The following is a 16,539-nucleotide window of genomic DNA, read 5'->3' on the forward strand; positions in this document are numbered from 1 at the left end:
GCCGCGGGCGCCGGCTCAGTCCACGTCGAGCGTGTCCGCCGCCTCGACCTCTTCGCGGGTGACGCCCAGCAGGTAGAGGACCGTGTCCAGGAAGGGGAAGTTCACCGCCGTGTGGGCCGCCTCGCGCACCACCGGCTTGGCGTTGAAGGCGACACCGAGCCCCGCCGCGTTCAGCATGTCCAGGTCGTTCGCCCCGTCACCGATCGCCACGGTCTGCGACAGCGGCACCCCCGCCTCGGCCGCGAACCGGCGCAGCAGCCGGGCCTTGCCCGCCCGGTCCACGATCTCGCCGGTGACCCGGCCGGTCAGCTTCCCGTCGACGATCTCCAGGGTGTTGGCCTGGGCGAAGTCCAGCCCCAGCCGCTCCTTGAGATCATCCGTGACCTGGGTGAACCCACCGGAGACCACGCCCACTTGATAGCCGAGGCGCTTGAGGGTGCGGATCAGGGTCCGGGCGCCCGGCGTCAGCCGCACCTCGCTGCGCACCTTGTCCACCACGGAGGCGTCCAGCCCCTCCAGCAACGCCACGCGCGCGTGCAGCGACTGCTCGAAGTCCAGCTCCCCGCGCATCGCGGCCGCCGTCACCTCGGCGACCTCGTCCTCGCAGCCGGCGTGCGCGGCGAAGAGCTCGATCACCTCGTCCTGGATGAGGGTGGAGTCCACGTCCATGACGACCAGGCGCTGCGCCCGCCGGTACAGCCCCGCCGCTACCACGGCCACGTCGACCCCGAGCCGTGCCGCCTCGGTCACCAGCGCGGTCCGCAACGGTTCCGTCTCCACCCCGGACACCGCGAACTCCACCGCCGTGACCGGATACTTGGCGAGCCGGAAGATACGGTCGATGTTGCCGCCGGTCCCGGTGATCCGCGAGGCGATCGCCGCCGTCGCCTCCGAGGTCAGGGGGTGTCCCAGCACGGTGACCAGGGAACGGCCGAGCCCACGCGGACGGTTGTCGCCGATGCCGGAGATGATCTCCGCCTGCATCTTCATCGACCCCGCCCAGCTGTGGACGGTCGCCCGCAGATCCCCTTCCAGCCCCTTGGGCGGCTCGGTCACCAGCGCGCAGAGCACGATGCGACCACGGGTGACGACCTGCTCGATGTCGACGACGTCGACCGAGTAGGCGGCGAGGGTGTCGAAGAGGCCGGCCGTGATGCCCGGCCTGTCCTTGCCGAAGATCTTGACAAGGAGAGTGGGAACGTCGGAGGTCTGCGATGCGTCCATGGTGCTTCCACCGTATCCGGCACCCAGTGCCTCGCGCCTCCGAGGTCCGTCTGGCGGACAGCGAACACTGGGCGTCGCCGGGATGTCCCGGACCTTACGGATCAGCGGTCACCATCCGGCTTCCGCGGTGCCGGGGGAGGCGGCGGGGGAGGCGGCGGCACCTCGTCCGGCCACAACGGCGACCGCTCCCCACCCCGAGGCCGCGGACCGCGCCGGGGCCCACGCGCGGGCGGCGGTCCGATCGGCCGGGCCACGGTGGGCGCACCGTGGACGTCGCCGTGGACGTCGCCGTGGATGTCGCCGTGGGCGTCGCCGTGCCCGTCATCCCCTTCGCCGGGCGCCCCCGCACCCCGGGCGTCCACGGGACCGCGTGACTCCGCGGTCCCCCACGGCTCCCGGCCCACCCGCAGATAGGGGTTGGTGTCCGGATTCGGCGGACGGTAGGGGGACCCCGGTGCGTACGGCCCGGCGTACGGCCCGGCGTCCGCCCCGTGCGACGCCCTCGCCCCGAGCCCTTCCTCCGACCGCCACCCCTCAGCCCCCGGGGACCCCTCGGCTGCCCGGAACCCCTTGGCACCCATGGCCCCCTGGGACACCCATCCCCCGTACCCTTCGTCCCTCATGTCACCCCGTGCCAACAGAGCCGCCCGCGTCCCCGCCGCACCGCACGCCCACGCCAGCAGCGCCCCCGCCGCGCCCGCCCCCGTTCCCCACAGCGCGCCCAGCAGGAAGGCCGTGCCGAGACGACCGTGCAACTCGATCCCGGCGCCGAACGCGTCGAAGCCCAGCACGGACACCGAGGCGCTCACGGACACGTCCGTCAGCCAGGTCAGCAAGGGCAGGGCCAGGGCCGTAGCCACCCCCAGCCGCACCGCACACCGCCCCGCGAACCCGGCCGCTCCCCGAGGCCGCCCCGCACCGTCCCCCACCACTTCCGCATAGGGCGCCGCCCCGCCCTTCACGGGCGTCCGGACGCCCGTCAGCACCCCCGCCAGCAGCATCATCAGCGTGGCCGCCACCCCCAGCAGCCACACCCGCCCGTCGAGCCCGGCCAGCCGCCCCAGCGTGACCGTCTGGTCGGTGCCCACCCGCAGCAGATCGTCCACGGGGTGCGGCAGCACCCCGAGCAGCGCCCCGCTCGCCCGTCCCTCCCACGGCACGAACAGACCGAGCGGCAGCCCCAGCCACACGCCGTTCGGCGCCCCCAGCAGGGCCGCCCCCGCGATCCGCCGCGGATGGTCGTCGCCGATCGCCGCGTGGCCCGCCGCGGCGAGACCCGCCGCCACCGCCACCAGCCCCACCGTGACGAGAGCCGACACCGCGGGCCGCACCACCCGGTGCACGGCGTCCCAGCCGCGCGGCAGCGGAGTGCGGCGCGACGCCAGCAGCGCGAGCAGCAGGACACCGGCCGACCACCCGAGGCCACCCAGCAGCGTCGGCACCGCGTCGACGATGAACGCCACCGTCGCCCGCCCGTCGACGAGATCACCGACCCGGTCCGGCAACAGCCCCCCGATGTCACCGAGATCGCCCAGCCCCGGGATCTCGATCCCGCCCCCGCCACCGCCCTCACCCCCGCTCCCGTCCCCGTCCCCGCCCGGAAGTCCGTCCAGCCCCAGCGATCCCCCGTCGAGGGTGACGACGTCGTGCCCCGCCCAGACCAGCCCGCCCGTCATCGCCACGAACAGCCCGGTCACCGCGGACGCCCGCGCGAGGAGTTCGGCGGCCGGCACCACAACTCCCGCCGCCCGCAGGGACCGCAGGAAGAAGTACGACAGCAGCAGCGCACCCACCAGGCTCACCCCCAGTGGCGCGATACGGAGGGTGGTGCCGGCCTCCGCGCCCGACAGCCCGAAGGCGGACACGTCCGCGGACGGCGTGACCGAACCGCCGGCCCCCAACGCCACCACGGCAGCGGTCATCGGCCCCAGGGAACCCGCCGCGTCCGCACCCAGCAGCCGCAGCCCCAGCGCCGCCGTCCCCGCCATCCCGATCAACGCCCAGCTCACCGCGGCGACCGCGGACATCACCACGTCCGCCCACGGCACCCGCGCACCACGCTCCGCGGCACCGACGCCTGTGGCAGCACCCATGGCAGACCCCCCGATCCGCGGCGCGGCGGCGAAACGGCCGCGCGTGTCCCCCTCGCGTGGTTTACCACTCTCCGGGCCGTTTTCAACCCCGTCCGCACGGCAGGGTGAAAGCCTTGGTGCGGGGTCGTGACAAGGCCCGACTTTCGGTCAGAGGGCCGAGCCTGAAATAGTTCCCCCCGATGTTCGACATCCCTAGACTCCCTGCGATGGGGGAAACTCGGGGGACAACTCAGTGGGGCATGGAGTGCCGGAACTCGTACTGGAATCAAACGGACGGACCTGGACGCTCGATCCGTCCAGGTCTTACACCCTCGGACGTGATCCGCAGGGGGACGTCGTGCTGGACGACGCCAGGGTCTCCTGGCGTCACGCCACGATCAGCTTCAACGGCCGCAGTTGGGTCATCGAGGACCACGGCAGCACCAACGGCACGTTCGTGCAGGGACAGCGGATCCACCATCTGGAGTTCGGCTCCGACACGGTGCTGAACCTGGGCAACGCGACCGACGGGCCGCGCGTGACCCTGTCCGGCGCCGCGGCCCCGGCCGCCACGCCGCAGGCCCAGCCGCAGCAGCCGTACGCCGCCCAGGGCGTGAACGCCGGCTGGGCCCAGCAGGCGCCGCAGCAGCAAGCGCCCGTGCAGCAGCCCGGCTGGCAGCAGCCGCACCAGGCGGCACCGCACCAGGCAGGTCAGCACCAAGCGGCACAGCAGCAGTCGGCGCCGCACATCCCGCAGCAGCAGGGACCCGGCGGCGCGGCGGGGGCGCCACCGGTCTACGGCGACCGCAGCCCCACCACGTTCCACCAGTTCTCGCTCGGCCGGGTGATGCGCATCGGCCGTGCCCTGGAGAACGACCTGGTCGTCTCCGACCTCCAGGTCTCGCGCAATCACGCCGAGTTCCACTCCACGCCCGACGGGCGCATGGAGATCCGCGACCTCGGCTCGCACAACGGCACGTACGTCAACGGCCAGCCGATCGCCAAGGGCGGCGCCCAACTGCTCGGCCCCACCGACGTCGTGGGCGTCGGTCACTCGACGTTCCGGATCGTCGGGGACCGGCTCGAGGAGTTCGTCGACACCGGTGAGGTGTCCTTCTCCGCCCGCCACCTGACCGTCACGGTCGACGGTGGCAAGCAGATCCTCAAGGACGTCTCCTTCGGCGTCCCCGAGAAGTCGCTGATCGCGGTCATCGGCCCGTCCGGCTCCGGCAAGTCGACCCTGCTCAAGGCGCTCACCGGCTACCGCCCGGCGAACCAGGGCGAGGTCCTCTACGACAACCGGAACCTCTACAAGCAGTTCGCCGAGCTGCGCCAGCGCATCGGTCTGGTCCCGCAGGACGACATCCTGCACAAGGAGCTGACCGTCAAGAAGGCCCTGAAGTACGCGGCCAAGCTCCGCTTCCCCTCCGACACCACGGCCGCCGAGCGCGACGCCCGCATCGACGAGGTGCTGCGCGAACTCAAGCTGGACATCCACAAGGACAAGAAGGTCACGTCCCTGTCCGGCGGCCAGCGCAAGCGGGTCTCCGTGGCCCTGGAGCTGCTGACCAAGCCGTCGCTGATCTTCCTGGACGAGCCCACCTCCGGTCTCGACCCGGGCATGGACCGCGACGTCATGCAGCTGCTGCGCGGCCTCGCCGACGACGGCCGCACCGTCCTCGTCGTCACGCACTCGGTGGCCGAGCTGGCGATCTGCGACAAGCTCCTGGTGATGGCGCCCGGCGGCTCCGTCGCCTACTTCGGCCCGCCCGAGGAGGCGCTGAACTTCTTCGGCTACGACACCTGGGCCGACGTCTTCTCCGCCTTCGAGAACTACCGCGACTACGACTGGGCGGGCCGCTGGAAGGGCTCGCAGCACTACCAGATGTACGCCGCGGACATCGACGCGGTCGCGCCGCAGTCCGTACAGGTCCCGGCGATGCAGGCGATGAAGCCGCCGAAGCCGCAGGGCTGGATGTCGCAGTTCGTCACGCTGGTGCGCCGCTACGTCTCGGTGATCGTCTCCGACAAGGGCTTCCTGGCCCTGATGGTGATCCTCCCGGCCGTCCTCGGCGCGGTCAGTCTGCTCATCGACCCGGACAGGGGGCTGCTGCCCAATCCGCCCAACCCGCAGACCGGCCGGATCATCCCCAACGGCACGGCGACCACGGTCCTGCTGATCCTCGCGGTCGGCGCCTGTTTCGCGGGCGCCGCGAACTCCGTGCGCGAGCTCATCAAGGAACGGGTCATCTACGAGCGGGAGCGCGCCACCGGCCTGTCCCGTTCGGCGTACCTGATGTCCAAGGTGTTCGTGCTCGGCATGATCACCGTGCTCCAGGGCCTGCTGGTCGGCGTGATCGGCTTCTCCAGCCGGGAGCTCCCGGAGGAGGGCCTGGTCCTCGGCGGCTTCACGCTGCTGGAGCTCTCCCTGCCGATCATGGCGCTCGGCTTCACCTCGATGATGTTCGGCCTGATCATCTCCGCGCTGGTGAAGACCGCCGAGAAGACCATGCCGCTGCTGGTGATGTTCGCGATCATCCAGGTCGTCTTCACCGGCTGTCTGTTCGCGCTGCACGGCTCGATCGGCGTCAACCAGTTCTCGTTCCTGATGCCGTCGCGCTGGGCGGTCGCCGCGTCGGGCGCCACGCTGGACTTCAACAAGATCAGCCCGCCGGAGACGGCCGGTGACACCGACCCGCTGTGGGAGCACACGGTCGGGGCGTGGGCGATGGACATGGGCGCGCTGCTCGCCCTCGGCGTGGTGTGCGGCTTCTTCGTGGCCCGCTTCCTGCGCCGGCACGAGCCCGAGGTCATGCGCAAGTAACCGCGCCGTACGACCCCGAAGGGCGGCACCCCGTCAGGAGGGTGCCGCCCTTCGGCGTCTGTGTTCGCGTGAAGAGGTCCGCGCCGACCTCAGTACGCGCTGTCGACGTTGTCCATGGTGCCGTACTTGTCGGCCGCGTAGTTGCACGCGGCGGTGATGTTGGCGACCGGGTCGTAGATGTTCCAGGACGTGCCGGGCACGTGGTAGGCCTCGAACGTCGGGGGGATCACCTGCAGCAGGCCCTTGGACGGGATGCCGTTCTGGGCGTTGATGTCCCAGAGGTTGATCGCCTTCGGGTTGCCGGAGGACTCGCGCATGATGTTGCGGTGGATGCCCTCGTAGGAACCCGGGATGCCGTGCTTCTTCAAGATGTCCAGGGACTCACGGATCCAGCCGTCCAGGTGGTTGCCGTAGCTCTTGGGGGCGGCCTTCTTCACCACGACGCGCTCGGCGGCCCGGCTCGAGGCCTCCTTGGCCTCGCGGGCCTTGACGGCCTTGGCCTTCGCGGCGGCCGCGGCGGCCTTCTTCTCGGCGGCCGCCTCGGCCGCGGCCCGCTTCTTCGCCGCGATCTCCTCGGCCTTCAGGCTGGCGCCGGCGAGCTGGTCGGTGATGCCGGCCTTGACGTCCTTGATCTGCTCGGTGCTGTAGGCGACCTTCGCCGTGGGGGCGGTGACCTCGGCCGTGGTGGTCGTGGACGCGTCGCTCGGGACCGCGGAGAAACCGATCGCGGCGGCACCGAGGGCGGCGACACCGGCAGCGGCGATCTTGTGGTGACGGGTCAGGGCACGACTATGACCACGGGTGAGGAAGTTCTTGGGCATGCGAAAGGGACCTCTTCGAATAGCGCGGAGGTCGCTCTCCGTCCCGGGGGGACAGGGTGCTTCCGGCACAAACGCCGCGGGCGGAGACCCACGGCGCTGAGCGACTCAGCCATTCTTAGCGGCCGCAAAATGGCAGGGCAAAGGTGTGACGTACGAAGCCGGGTAGTGGATCACGGAGGGGCAAATCAGGACAGATTAGACAGTATGTCCCGCTCATGTGGCCGGTATGTCTCTCCTACTCCCCTTCGTACGTGATGTGCGCCCTATGCCCGGCCTCACACCGGCCCCCCACCGGGCTCACCGGGGGTTGCGTGAGCAATGCTCTGTGTGAGGGTGGGTCCGCGGTCATTCCGGCAGCGGACGGCGCACCTCCCCTGTCCACCACCCGCCCCCCGCTCAGGGGGCACCCCAGGCTCGGACGCCCCACTCGGCATCTCCGCACTCCCCGCCCCGTCCGGTACGCCGACGGCTGCTCCCGCTCCGCGCGGCCCTACCGGACGGACCGGCCGCCCGTGGTCCCGCAGCACCCCGAGGACGTCCCCCGTCCCACGCGCCCGCCACAGCCGCTCGCCCCGCCCGCCCAGCGGCTCCCTCCGCCACCAGCACCGCGCCCCCGGCCGGCCGCACCTCATCACCCGCGCGTACGCCCGCGCGCGCACGCGGGACGCCCGCCCGTCGGGCTCCCGCGGCTCCACCGCCCAGCGACCGTCCGTCCCCGCGCGGTGGAGAAGCGCACCACCTCGCGCGTATCCCCGGGCCACGACGGTCCGGTGCCGCACCGCCGCGCCCCGCGACACAGCAGCCGCACCGCGTCCCGGCCGAGACCCGGCCCGCGCCGCTCGACCGCCACCCGCGCCGACGACTCCCGCGAGGCACCCGCACGGCCACCGTCACCGCCGCTCCTCCAGCAGCGCCGGGGCGCCGTAGCGGCCGCTCGCCGGCCGCTCGTCCAGCAGCCGCAGGAAGGCCGGCACCACACCGGCCGGTGCCGGCCGCGGCCCGTCGCCGTCCGGTACGGCCGCCGCGTACAGGTCCGTCGGCAGGTCCCCCGGGTCGACCGCCCACACCCGCAGCCCCGGCTCCTCCACGGCCAGCACCGCCGCCAGCTGGTCCAGGGCCGCCTTGGACGCCCCGTACCCGCCCCATCGCGGACCCGCCGCCACGGCGGCGTCCACGCCGACCACCAGCACCGCGCCCGCCGCCGCGGTCCGCAGCAGCGGCAGCGCCTCCTGCACCAGCCCCAGCGCCGCCACCACGTTCACCTCCAGCGCCCGCCGCAGCCCCTCCAGCGGCAGCTCCTCCAGGCGTGCGAGGGGCTCGGCGTCCAGCGCGTCGGCGTTGTGCACCAGCAGATCGACCCCGCCCAGCCGCCGCGCCGCCGCCACGAGCTCCGCGCGGTGCGCGGCGTCCGTGACGTCCCCGGGCAGGGCCGTCACCCGCGTCCCGTGCGACGACACCAGCCCGGCCGTCTCCGCGAGGGGAACCGCGTCCCGCGCGTCGATCACCAGATCCCAGCCCCGCAGCGCCAGCCCGTGGGCGAGCGCCTCCCCGAGCCCCTCGGAGGCCCCCGTGATGATCGCGACCGGCATGGCACCGTCCCCTCGTCGTCGACGCCGCTCGACCGGCGTGCCCCCAACCTAGGGACCGGCACCGCGCCGCCGCCCCGGACCCCCGACGCGGCGCCCCGGGTCCCTTCGGCCTACGCCGCCACCCCGTCCCGCGGTCCGATGACCGTCGCGGGGCCGTCCGCCACGACACCGGACCCGAGACCTAGGACCTGCGCCCGTCCTGCGGGCCGCCGCACGTCCGATCCGTGCCCCCGGCCCCGCCGGTACCGTGAGGACATGAGCCACGGCCCCCGGTCCGGCCTCGCCGCGGTGAGTTCCGCGTTGCTGGCCATGAGCAGGCACCTCGAGGTGCGCGACGTCCTCAAGACGATCGTCGCCTCGGCCCGCGAACTCCTCGACGCCCAGTACGCCGCGCTCGGCGTGCCCGACGACCACGGCGGCTTCGCCCAGTTCGTGGTCGACGGCGTCAGCGACGACGAGTGGAAGGCCATCGGCCCCCTCCCGCGCCAGCACGGCATCCTCGCCGCCATGCTCCGCGACGCCACGCCCCAGCGCCTCGCCGACGTGCGCCGCGACCCCCGCTTCGAGGGCTGGCCGAGCGCCCACCCCGAACTCGCCGACTTCCTCGGCCTGCCCATCCGCGACGGCGACGAGGTCATCGGCGCCCTGTTCCTGGCCAACAAGAGGTGCCCCAAACCCGAGGGCACCTGCGGCTTCACCGAGGACGACGAGGAACTGCTCGGCATCCTCGCCCAGCACGCGGCGATCGCCCTCACCAACGCCCGGCTCTACGAACGCAGCCGCGAACTGACCATCGCCGAGGAACGCTCCCGCCTCGCGCACGAGCTCCACGACGCCGTCAGCCAGAAACTCTTCTCCCTGCGGCTCACCGCCCAGGCCGCCGCCCGCCTGGTCGACCGCGACCCCTCACGGGCCAAGGGCGAACTCCAGCAGGTCGCCGCCCTGGCCGCGGAGGCCGCCGACGAACTCCGCGCGGCGGTCGTCGAGCTGCGCCCCGCGGCCCTCGACGAGGACGGCCTGGTCGCCACGCTCCGCACACAGATACAGGTCCTGGACCGCGCGCACTCCGCGCGGGTGACCTTCACCGGACACGGCGTACGCGCCCTGCCCGCCACCCAGGAGGAGGCGGTGCTGCGCGTCGCCCAGGAGGCGCTGCACAACGCCCTGCGGCACTCCGGCGGCGACCACGTCGACGTCACCCTGGACCGCCGCGGCGCCGGGGCGGTCCTGCGCGTCAGCGACGACGGCAGCGGCTTCGACCCGCGGATCGTCCGCAGCGCGGGGCGCCATCTGGGCCTGGTCTCCATGCGGGACCGGGCGAGCGGGGTCGGCGGCAGGCTGACCGTGGAATCGGCGCCCGGCAAGGGCACCACGATCGAGATGGAGGTCCCCGGTGGCTGACGCAATCACGGTCCTGCTGGTCGACGATCACCAGGTGGTACGCCGGGGACTGCGCACCTTCCTCGAGGTGCAGGACGACATCCGGGTCGTCGGCGAGGCCGCGGACGGCGCGGAAGGGGTGGCCCTGGCGGCGGAGTTGCAGCCCGACGTCATCCTCATGGACATCAAGATGCCGGGCATGGACGGCGTGGAGGCGCTGCGCAGGCTGCGCGAACTGGAGCATCCCGCGCGGGTGCTGATCGTCACCAGCTTCACCGAACAGCGCACCGTGGTCCCCGCCCTGCGCGCGGGCGCCGCCGGCTACGTCTACAAGGACGTCGACCCCGACGCGCTCGCCGGAGCCATCCGCTCCGTGCACGCCGGGCACGTGCTCCTACAGGCGGAGGTCGCCGGCGCGCTGCTGTCCCAGGAGGAGACCAACTCCGGCCCGGGACGCGCCGGATCCCTCACCGAACGGGAACGCGAGGTGCTGGGCCTGATAGCCGACGGCCGCGCCAACCGGGAGATCGCCCGCGCCCTGGTGCTCTCCGAGAAGACCGTGAAGACCCACGTGTCCAACATCCTGATGAAGCTCGACCTGGCGGACCGCACCCAGGCCGCCCTGTGGGCCGTACGCCACGGAGTGGCCGGCTGACCCCGGACGCCACGGGCCGGGCGGAAGGTTCCCCTCCGATACGAGATTCATACCGTCGTGGGAATGTCCCCCGGACGGCCGTATCCATCGTCGGCGTCCACCGTTCTCCAGTGCGTGCCGCGGCGCCTGCCGCGGTGATCGCAAGGAGGGCTCGGAAAGTGAAGAACCTGAAGAAGGCAGCGGCCGTGACGATGATGGCCGGCGGACTGCTCGCCGCCGGTACCGGCATGGCCTCCGCCACCGACGGCAGCCACGCCGACGGCACGGCCGTGGGCTCCCCGGGCGTCGTCTCCGGCAACGTCATCCAGGTCCCGGTCGACGTCCCGGTCAACGTGTCCGGCAACAGCGTCAACGTCATCGGCGCGCTGAACCCGGCCTTCGGCAACGTGGCCGTCAACGACTGACCCCTGTCCCGAAACCGGTGACCCCGGCCTCCCGGCCCCACCCGGGAGGCCGAACGTCCTACCGCCCCCAGCCGCGGGCAGCCGTGCCGCCGGGGCGATGGGGGTCCCCCCGCCTGAGCGAAGCCGAGGGTGGGGGAGGGTGGGCGCGACGGCACCCCGTACGCGCCGGGCAGCGCACCCCACCCCCGGCCCACACGCACGCGCGCCCCACCTGGAGGGACCTCACCCCACCCCCCGCTCCTCCACAACGGAGTTGTACGCCGCCACCTGCGCCCGCCGAGCCGTCCGCTCCACCGGCCGCAACGCGGCCCCCCGCGCCGCCATCTCGGAGGCGCTCACCGCACCCCCGTCCCCATGCGCCCCCGCCAGCGACACCAGCACCCCCACCCGCTGTGCCAGCTCCAGCACCCGCACCGCCCGCGGCGGATACCCCGGCGCCAGCACCTCACGCCCCCGCTCCGCCCGCGCCCGGTACGCGTCGATCGCGGCCTCCGCCACAGGACCCGACCCGGCCACGTCCAGCCGCGTCAGCACCTCCGTCGCCTCCCTGAGCGCCTCCGCGAGCTCCCGCTCCGCCTCACCCAGCGACGGCACATCCGCCGGCGGCGCCTCCCGCACCGGCAGGCAGTGCCACACCACCTCCACATGCACATCACCCTCGGGCCCGGCCTCGTACACCTCCGGCACCAGTCCGAGCGCGGCCCCGTGACAGACCACCGCCTCCTCGGCCTCCAGCGCCCGCGCGTTGAACTCCGGCGGCCCGCTCAGCCCCAGCGGATGCCCCGGCGCCGGCAGCGCCACCCGCAGCCCGCTCGCCCCCAGCGCCCGCAACCGGCCCAGCGCCAGCGTGAGCCCCACGGGCGCGCTCTCACCCGGCAACCCCTCCACCCGGTGCACCGCGTCCTCGCCGACGACGGCGAGCACGGCGTCATCCGGTGAGACAAGTCCGGCAAGCAGGGCATTTCCCCAAGCGGCAAGGCGTCCAGAGCGAGGTTCCGAGAGCATGCCCCCAGCCTAGACAGAGCCCAACAACCGGACCGATGGAATGCCCCGCCCGACCAGTGGCGTAGATTTCATGAAGGGCTGCGCCCACGGGTGCGGCGGACCGACCACAGGCGTACGCGACAGCCGAGACCGGCCACACTGCAAGGGGAGACAACGCGCTCATGAGCGATGTTCTGGAGCTTCAGGACGTATCCGTGGTCCGTGAGGGCCGGGCTCTGGTGGACCAGGTCTCCTGGTCGGTCAAGGAGGGCGAGCGCTGGGTCATCCTCGGCCCCAACGGCGCCGGCAAGACCACCCTCCTCAACGTGGCGTCCAGCTACCTCTACCCCACCAAGGGCACCGCCTCCATCCTCGGCGAGACCCTCGGCACCCCCGGCACCGACGTCTTCGAGCTGCGCCCCCGCATCGGTATCGCCGGCATCGCCATGGCCGACAAGCTCCCCAAGAAGCAGACCGTCCTGCAGACCGTGCTCACCGCCGCCTACGGCATGACCGCCGGCTGGCACGAGGACTACGAGGACGTCGACGAGCAGCGCGCCCGCGCCTTCCTCGACCGCCTCGGCATGTCCGGTTACCTGGACCGCCGGTTCGGCACCCTCTCCGAGGGCGAGCGCAAGCGCACCCTCATCGCCCGCGCCCTGATGACCGACCCCGAACTGCTGCTGCTCGACGAGCCCGCCGCCGGCCTCGACCTCGGCGGCCGCGAAGACCTCGTACGCCGCCTCGGCCGCCTCGCCCGCGACCCGATCGCCCCCTCCATGATCATGGTCACGCACCACGTCGAGGAGATCGCCCCGGGCTTCACCCACGTCCTGATGATCCGCCAGGGCAAGGTCCTCGCCGCCGGCCCGCTGGAGCTCGAACTCACCTCCCGCAACCTCTCGCTCTGCTTCGGCCTGCCGCTCGTCGTCGAGCAGGTCGGCGACCGCTGGACCGCGCAGGGCCTCCCGATGGCCTGAACCTCCCGGCCCGACGGCAACCCCCGCGGCGGCCAGGCCCGTTCACCGCGATCGCGCCCTGTCCGCGACCGGGTGTGCGGACCTACCATGACCACGTGGACATCGACGCATGGCTGTGGTGGCTGATCGGCGCGGCGGTACTCGGCATCGGGCTGGTGATCACCGCGATGCCCGAACTGGGCATGCTCGCGGTGGGCGCCGTCGCCGCGGCAGTGGTCTCCGGCATCTTCGGCGGCGGCGCCGTCGCCCAGGTGGTGGTCTTCGCCGTCGTCTCGACCGCCCTCATCGCCGTCGTACGGCCCATCGCCGGCAGACACCGCTCCCAGCGGCCCCAACTCGCCACCGGAGTGGACGCCCTGAAGGGGAGACAGGCCACCGTCCTCGAGCGGGTCGACGGCACCGGCGGCCGGATCAAGCTGGCCGGCGAGGTCTGGTCGGCACGCGCCCTCGACTCCGGACGCGCCTACGAAGTGGGACAGGAAGTGGACGTCGTGGACATCGAGGGAGCCACGGCGATCATCATGTGACCTCCCGCAACACAACTGGCGGGAACGACCCCCCAGTTGCCCGACTGTCTGTCAGACTCGACCAGCAAGATCCTCAATGACAAGATCTCACCGCATAGGATCTGCCGAACGCGCCGAGGCGAAGAAGGGTACGGGGAACCGACGATGCAGCCGATCATCATCGTCCTGATCATCCTGGTGGTGTTGGTCTTCATCGCCCTGATCAAGACGATCCAAGTCATCCCGCAGGCGAGCGCCGCCATCGTCGAGCGCTTCGGCCGCTACACGCGGACACTCAACGCGGGCCTCAACATCGTGGTCCCGTTCATCGACACCATCCGCAACCGCATCGACCTGCGCGAACAGGTCGTCCCGTTCCCGCCGCAGCCGGTGATCACCCAGGACAACCTGGTCGTCAACATCGACACGGTCATCTACTACCAGGTCACCGACGCCCGCGCGGCCACCTACGAAGTCGCCAGCTACATCCAGGCGATCGAGCAGCTCACCGTCACCACGCTGCGCAACATCATCGGCGGCATGGACCTGGAGCGCACCCTCACCTCCCGCGAGGAGATCAACGCGGCCCTGCGCGGCGTCCTCGACGAGGCCACCGGCAAGTGGGGCATCCGCGTCAACCGCGTCGAGCTGAAGGCCATCGAACCGCCCACCTCCATCCAGGACTCGATGGAGAAGCAGATGCGCGCCGACCGTGACAAGCGCGCCGCCATCCTCCAGGCCGAAGGTGTCCGGCAGTCCGAGATCCTGCGCGCCGAGGGCGAGAAGCAGTCCCAGATCCTGCGCGCCGAGGGTGAGGCCAAGGCCGCCGCCCTGCGCGCCGAGGGCGAGGCCCAGGCGGTCCGTACGGTCTTCGAGGCGATCCACGCCGGCGACCCGGACCAGAAGCTGCTCTCCTACCAGTACCTCCAGATGCTCCCCAAGATCGCCGAGGGCGACGCCAACAAGCTCTGGATCGTCCCCAGCGAGATCGGCGACGCCCTCAAGGGCCTCTCCGGCGCCATGGGCAACTTCGGCGGCCTGGGCGGCGGTTCGGGCGGCAACGGAAACCCGGCGGGCACCGTCCCCTCCCAGGAACGCCGCGAGAAGCCCTCCATCGACTGACGGCCCTCCGACACAGGACACGGTTCCCCGCACCCCCGAAGGGGCGCGGGGAACCGTGTCTTCAGCCACCCCCGGCGCACGGCCGGGAAACCGTCCAAGCCCTACGGCGGAACCCTCACGCCGCGTCCAGCGCCAGCCACTCCGGCAGCGCCTCGAAGTCCTCGGTGCCCAGCGCCAGCAGCATCGCATCGGCCGGCGTCGGCTCGAACGGCTCCCGCAGCAGCGGCATCCCCGCCTGCTCCGGCGTCCGGTTCGCCTTGCGGTGGTTGTCCTCCGCGCACGAGGCGACCGTGTTCAGCCACGTGTCCTGCCCGCCGTGCGACCGCGGCACCACGTGGTCCACGGTCGTCGCCCGCCGACCGCAGTACGCGCACCGGTGCCGGTCCCGCACCAGGACGCCCCGCCTCGACCACGGCGCTCGTCTTCGGAACGGCACCCTCACGTAGTGGCAGAGCCTGATCACCCGGGGCGCCGGTATGTCGACGGCGGCTCCACGCATCCGCAGCTCGGGGTGGGCCTGCTCGACGACGGCCTTGTCCTGAAGCACCAGAACGACGGCTCGGTTCAGCGTCACCGTCGACAACGGCTCGAAGCTCGCGTTCAGTACCAGCGTGTCCCGCATACCAGCCCACCTCCCGTGTGCACCGGCCCACCCCTCGGCGGGCTGGGATCAACTCTGGCCGGGCACGCCGAGATGGACAACGCAATATCTGCTGCTCCTGCGGGAGGTGACCCCCGCGACCCCCGGCAACAAAAATGCCCGCTCCTGATCAATTCCAAGACCAGGAGCGGGCAAACGTTCCGTGAACCCTGAACGTGCTCAGGAGCCGGCGGGCACCTCGTACTCACCGATCAGCTGCGCCCGCGCCAGCGTGTGGAACCGCAGGTTGAATCCCACGACCGCGGGGGAGGCGTCCGTGTCCGGACCGAGCTTGTCCTGGTCCACCGCGTACACGGTGAACACGTACCGGTGCGGCCCGTCCCCGGGCGGCGGCGCGGCACCGCCGAAGTCCTTGCTGCCGTAGTCGTTGCGCGCGTGCACGGCACCGGCCGGCAGCCCCTCGAACGCGTCGCTGCCCGCACCCGCCGGCAGCTCCGTCACCGAGACCGGGATGTCGAACACCACCCAGTGCCAGAACCCGCTGCCCGTCGGGGCGTCCGGGTCGTAGCAGGTCACGGCGAAGCTCTTGGTCTCCGGCGGGAAACCCTCCCACCGCAGGTGCGGCGAGGTGTTGCCGGCCGCGTGGACCTGAGCCTCGTTGAGCGTCGCCCCCTCCTTCACATCGTCGCTCGTCACCGTGAACGACGGCACGGGCGGATGGAAGTCATGGGGGAGCGGCCGCCGCTTGAGCTCGGTCACCTCGGTACCTCCTGATCGTCTGCGTTCAGTGGGGACCGAGCCTAGAACCAGTTGCGCTTGCTGCCGACCTCCGACAGCCACTGGTTCAGGTACGCCGTCCAATCGGTGCCCTGGTAGTCGTTCAGCCCCACCTTGAAGGACCGGAAGGTGTCGCTGCCCTCGCTGAACAGACCCGGCTTCTTGTCCATCTCCAGCACGACGTCCATGGCCTGCTCGTCGGCCACGAAGCTCAGCTCGACCTGGTTCAGCCCCCGGTACTGCTGCGGCGGCAGGAACTCGATCTCCTGGTAGAAGGGGAGCTTCTGCCGGGTGCCCCGGATGTGCCCGCGCTCCATGTCCGCGTTCTTGAAGCGGAAGCCCAGCTGGATGAACGCGTCCAGGATCGCCTTCTGCGCCGGCAGCGGGTGCACGTTCACCGGGTCCAGGTCACCGGAGTCCACGGCCCGCGCGATCGCCAGCTCGGTGCTCACCCCGATGTTCATCCCGCGCAGCGCCTGACCGTCGATCATGGTGATCGGCGTCTCCCACGGGATCTCCAGCCCGAACTGCACCGCGTGCACCGCGCCCGCCTGCAGCTCGAAGGCCCCGCCGAGCTGGGTCTTGGTGAACTCGATGTCC

General features: G+C 71.9%; 15 protein-coding genes (1 of these 15 running past the window's edge). 7 read left to right on the plus strand and 8 right to left on the minus strand.

The annotated features are described in order from the left end of the window. Window positions 1-15 precede the first annotated feature (15 nt). Together serB and FHX78_RS27520 are read right to left on the minus strand one after the other, a co-directional pair. The gene (gene serB / locus FHX78_RS27515) at window positions 16-1,224 is read right to left on the minus strand and encodes a phosphoserine phosphatase SerB (RefSeq protein WP_145870091.1); all 1,209 of its coding nucleotides are present in this window, start codon (window positions 1,222-1,224) and stop codon (window positions 16-18) included. A gap of 101 nt (window positions 1,225-1,325) precedes the next feature. Further along, window positions 1,326-3,317, minus strand: coding sequence for a streptophobe family protein (locus FHX78_RS27520; protein ID WP_145870092.1), 1,992 nt, complete (start codon window positions 3,315-3,317; stop codon window positions 1,326-1,328). Window positions 3,318-3,561: 244 nt separating this feature from the next. Between FHX78_RS27520 and FHX78_RS27525 the strand changes: the two genes are divergently transcribed. Then, window positions 3,562-6,120, plus strand: a complete 2,559-nt coding sequence (locus FHX78_RS27525) for an ABC transporter ATP-binding protein/permease (RefSeq protein ID WP_189908684.1) — start codon at window positions 3,562-3,564, stop codon at window positions 6,118-6,120. A gap of 89 nt (window positions 6,121-6,209) precedes the next feature. Here FHX78_RS27525 and FHX78_RS27530 read toward each other — a convergent pair whose 3' ends face one another. Then, the gene (locus FHX78_RS27530; protein ID WP_145870094.1) at window positions 6,210-6,941 is read right to left on the minus strand and encodes a transglycosylase SLT domain-containing protein; all 732 of its coding nucleotides are present in this window, start codon (window positions 6,939-6,941) and stop codon (window positions 6,210-6,212) included. An 890-nt stretch (window positions 6,942-7,831) separates the two neighbouring features. Next, the gene (locus tag FHX78_RS27535) at window positions 7,832-8,530 is read right to left on the minus strand and encodes an SDR family NAD(P)-dependent oxidoreductase (protein WP_145870095.1); all 699 of its coding nucleotides are present in this window, start codon (window positions 8,528-8,530) and stop codon (window positions 7,832-7,834) included. A gap of 255 nt (window positions 8,531-8,785) precedes the next feature. On the opposite strand from FHX78_RS27535, the gene FHX78_RS27540 reads away from it, so the two are divergent. The 3 genes from FHX78_RS27540 to FHX78_RS27550 all read left to right on the plus strand — a co-directional run bounded on the left by FHX78_RS27540 (window position 8,786) and on the right by FHX78_RS27550 (window position 10,969). Further along, on the plus strand, window positions 8,786-9,931 hold the full coding sequence (locus FHX78_RS27540; protein WP_145870096.1) for a GAF domain-containing sensor histidine kinase: 1,146 nt from the start codon (window positions 8,786-8,788) through the stop codon (window positions 9,929-9,931). Continuing rightward, the gene (locus tag FHX78_RS27545) at window positions 9,924-10,565 is read left to right on the plus strand and encodes a response regulator (protein WP_145870097.1); all 642 of its coding nucleotides are present in this window, start codon (window positions 9,924-9,926) and stop codon (window positions 10,563-10,565) included. Before FHX78_RS27540 ends, FHX78_RS27545 begins: the two co-directional genes overlap by 8 nt. Window positions 10,566-10,723: 158 nt before the next feature. Beyond that, window positions 10,724-10,969, plus strand: a complete 246-nt coding sequence (locus FHX78_RS27550; RefSeq protein ID WP_142196211.1) for a chaplin — start codon at window positions 10,724-10,726, stop codon at window positions 10,967-10,969. Between the two features lie 222 nt (window positions 10,970-11,191). Here the strand turns inward: FHX78_RS27550 and FHX78_RS27555 are convergent, their stop codons facing one another. Next, complete coding sequence (locus FHX78_RS27555) at window positions 11,192-11,974, minus strand: hypothetical protein (protein WP_145870098.1); 783 nt, start codon at window positions 11,972-11,974, stop codon at window positions 11,192-11,194. Window positions 11,975-12,135: 161 nt separating this feature from the next. Here FHX78_RS27555 and FHX78_RS27560 point away from each other — a divergent pair, with 161 nt between their 5' ends. The 3 genes from FHX78_RS27560 (at window position 12,136) to FHX78_RS27570 (ending at window position 14,561) form a co-directional block, all read left to right on the plus strand. Further along, window positions 12,136-12,933 (plus strand): ABC transporter ATP-binding protein, encoded by a 798-nt coding sequence (locus FHX78_RS27560; RefSeq protein ID WP_145870099.1) that lies wholly within the window; start codon window positions 12,136-12,138, stop codon window positions 12,931-12,933. 95 nt (window positions 12,934-13,028) lie between these two features. Beyond that, window positions 13,029-13,460, plus strand: a complete 432-nt coding sequence (locus FHX78_RS27565; RefSeq protein ID WP_145870100.1) for an NfeD family protein — start codon at window positions 13,029-13,031, stop codon at window positions 13,458-13,460. Between the two features lie 144 nt (window positions 13,461-13,604). Next, window positions 13,605-14,561: an SPFH domain-containing protein gene (locus FHX78_RS27570; RefSeq protein WP_145870101.1), complete on the plus strand. Its 957-nt coding sequence runs from the start codon at window positions 13,605-13,607 to the stop codon at window positions 14,559-14,561. A 115-nt stretch (window positions 14,562-14,676) separates the two neighbouring features. Here the strand turns inward: FHX78_RS27570 and FHX78_RS27575 are convergent, their stop codons facing one another. From FHX78_RS27575 to FHX78_RS27585, 3 genes are all read right to left on the minus strand, one after another. Further along, window positions 14,677-15,183, minus strand: coding sequence for an HNH endonuclease (locus FHX78_RS27575; protein WP_145870102.1), 507 nt, complete (start codon window positions 15,181-15,183; stop codon window positions 14,677-14,679). A gap of 198 nt (window positions 15,184-15,381) precedes the next feature. Beyond that, window positions 15,382-15,921: a YbhB/YbcL family Raf kinase inhibitor-like protein gene (locus tag FHX78_RS27580; protein WP_145870103.1), complete on the minus strand. Its 540-nt coding sequence runs from the start codon at window positions 15,919-15,921 to the stop codon at window positions 15,382-15,384. A gap of 41 nt (window positions 15,922-15,962) precedes the next feature. Further along, window positions 15,963-16,539 carry the 3' portion of a sporulation protein gene (locus FHX78_RS27585; protein ID WP_145870104.1) on the minus strand. It continues 206 nt past the right edge of the window, so 577 of the gene's 783 nt are visible here — the last part of the coding sequence; the start codon falls outside the window, past its right edge — the gene reads right to left on this strand; it ends in the stop codon at window positions 15,963-15,965.

Origin of the sequence: Streptomyces capillispiralis, from assembly GCF_007829875.1 — a bacterium.
Classification (GTDB): Bacteria; Actinomycetota; Actinomycetes; order Streptomycetales; family Streptomycetaceae; genus Streptomyces; species Streptomyces capillispiralis.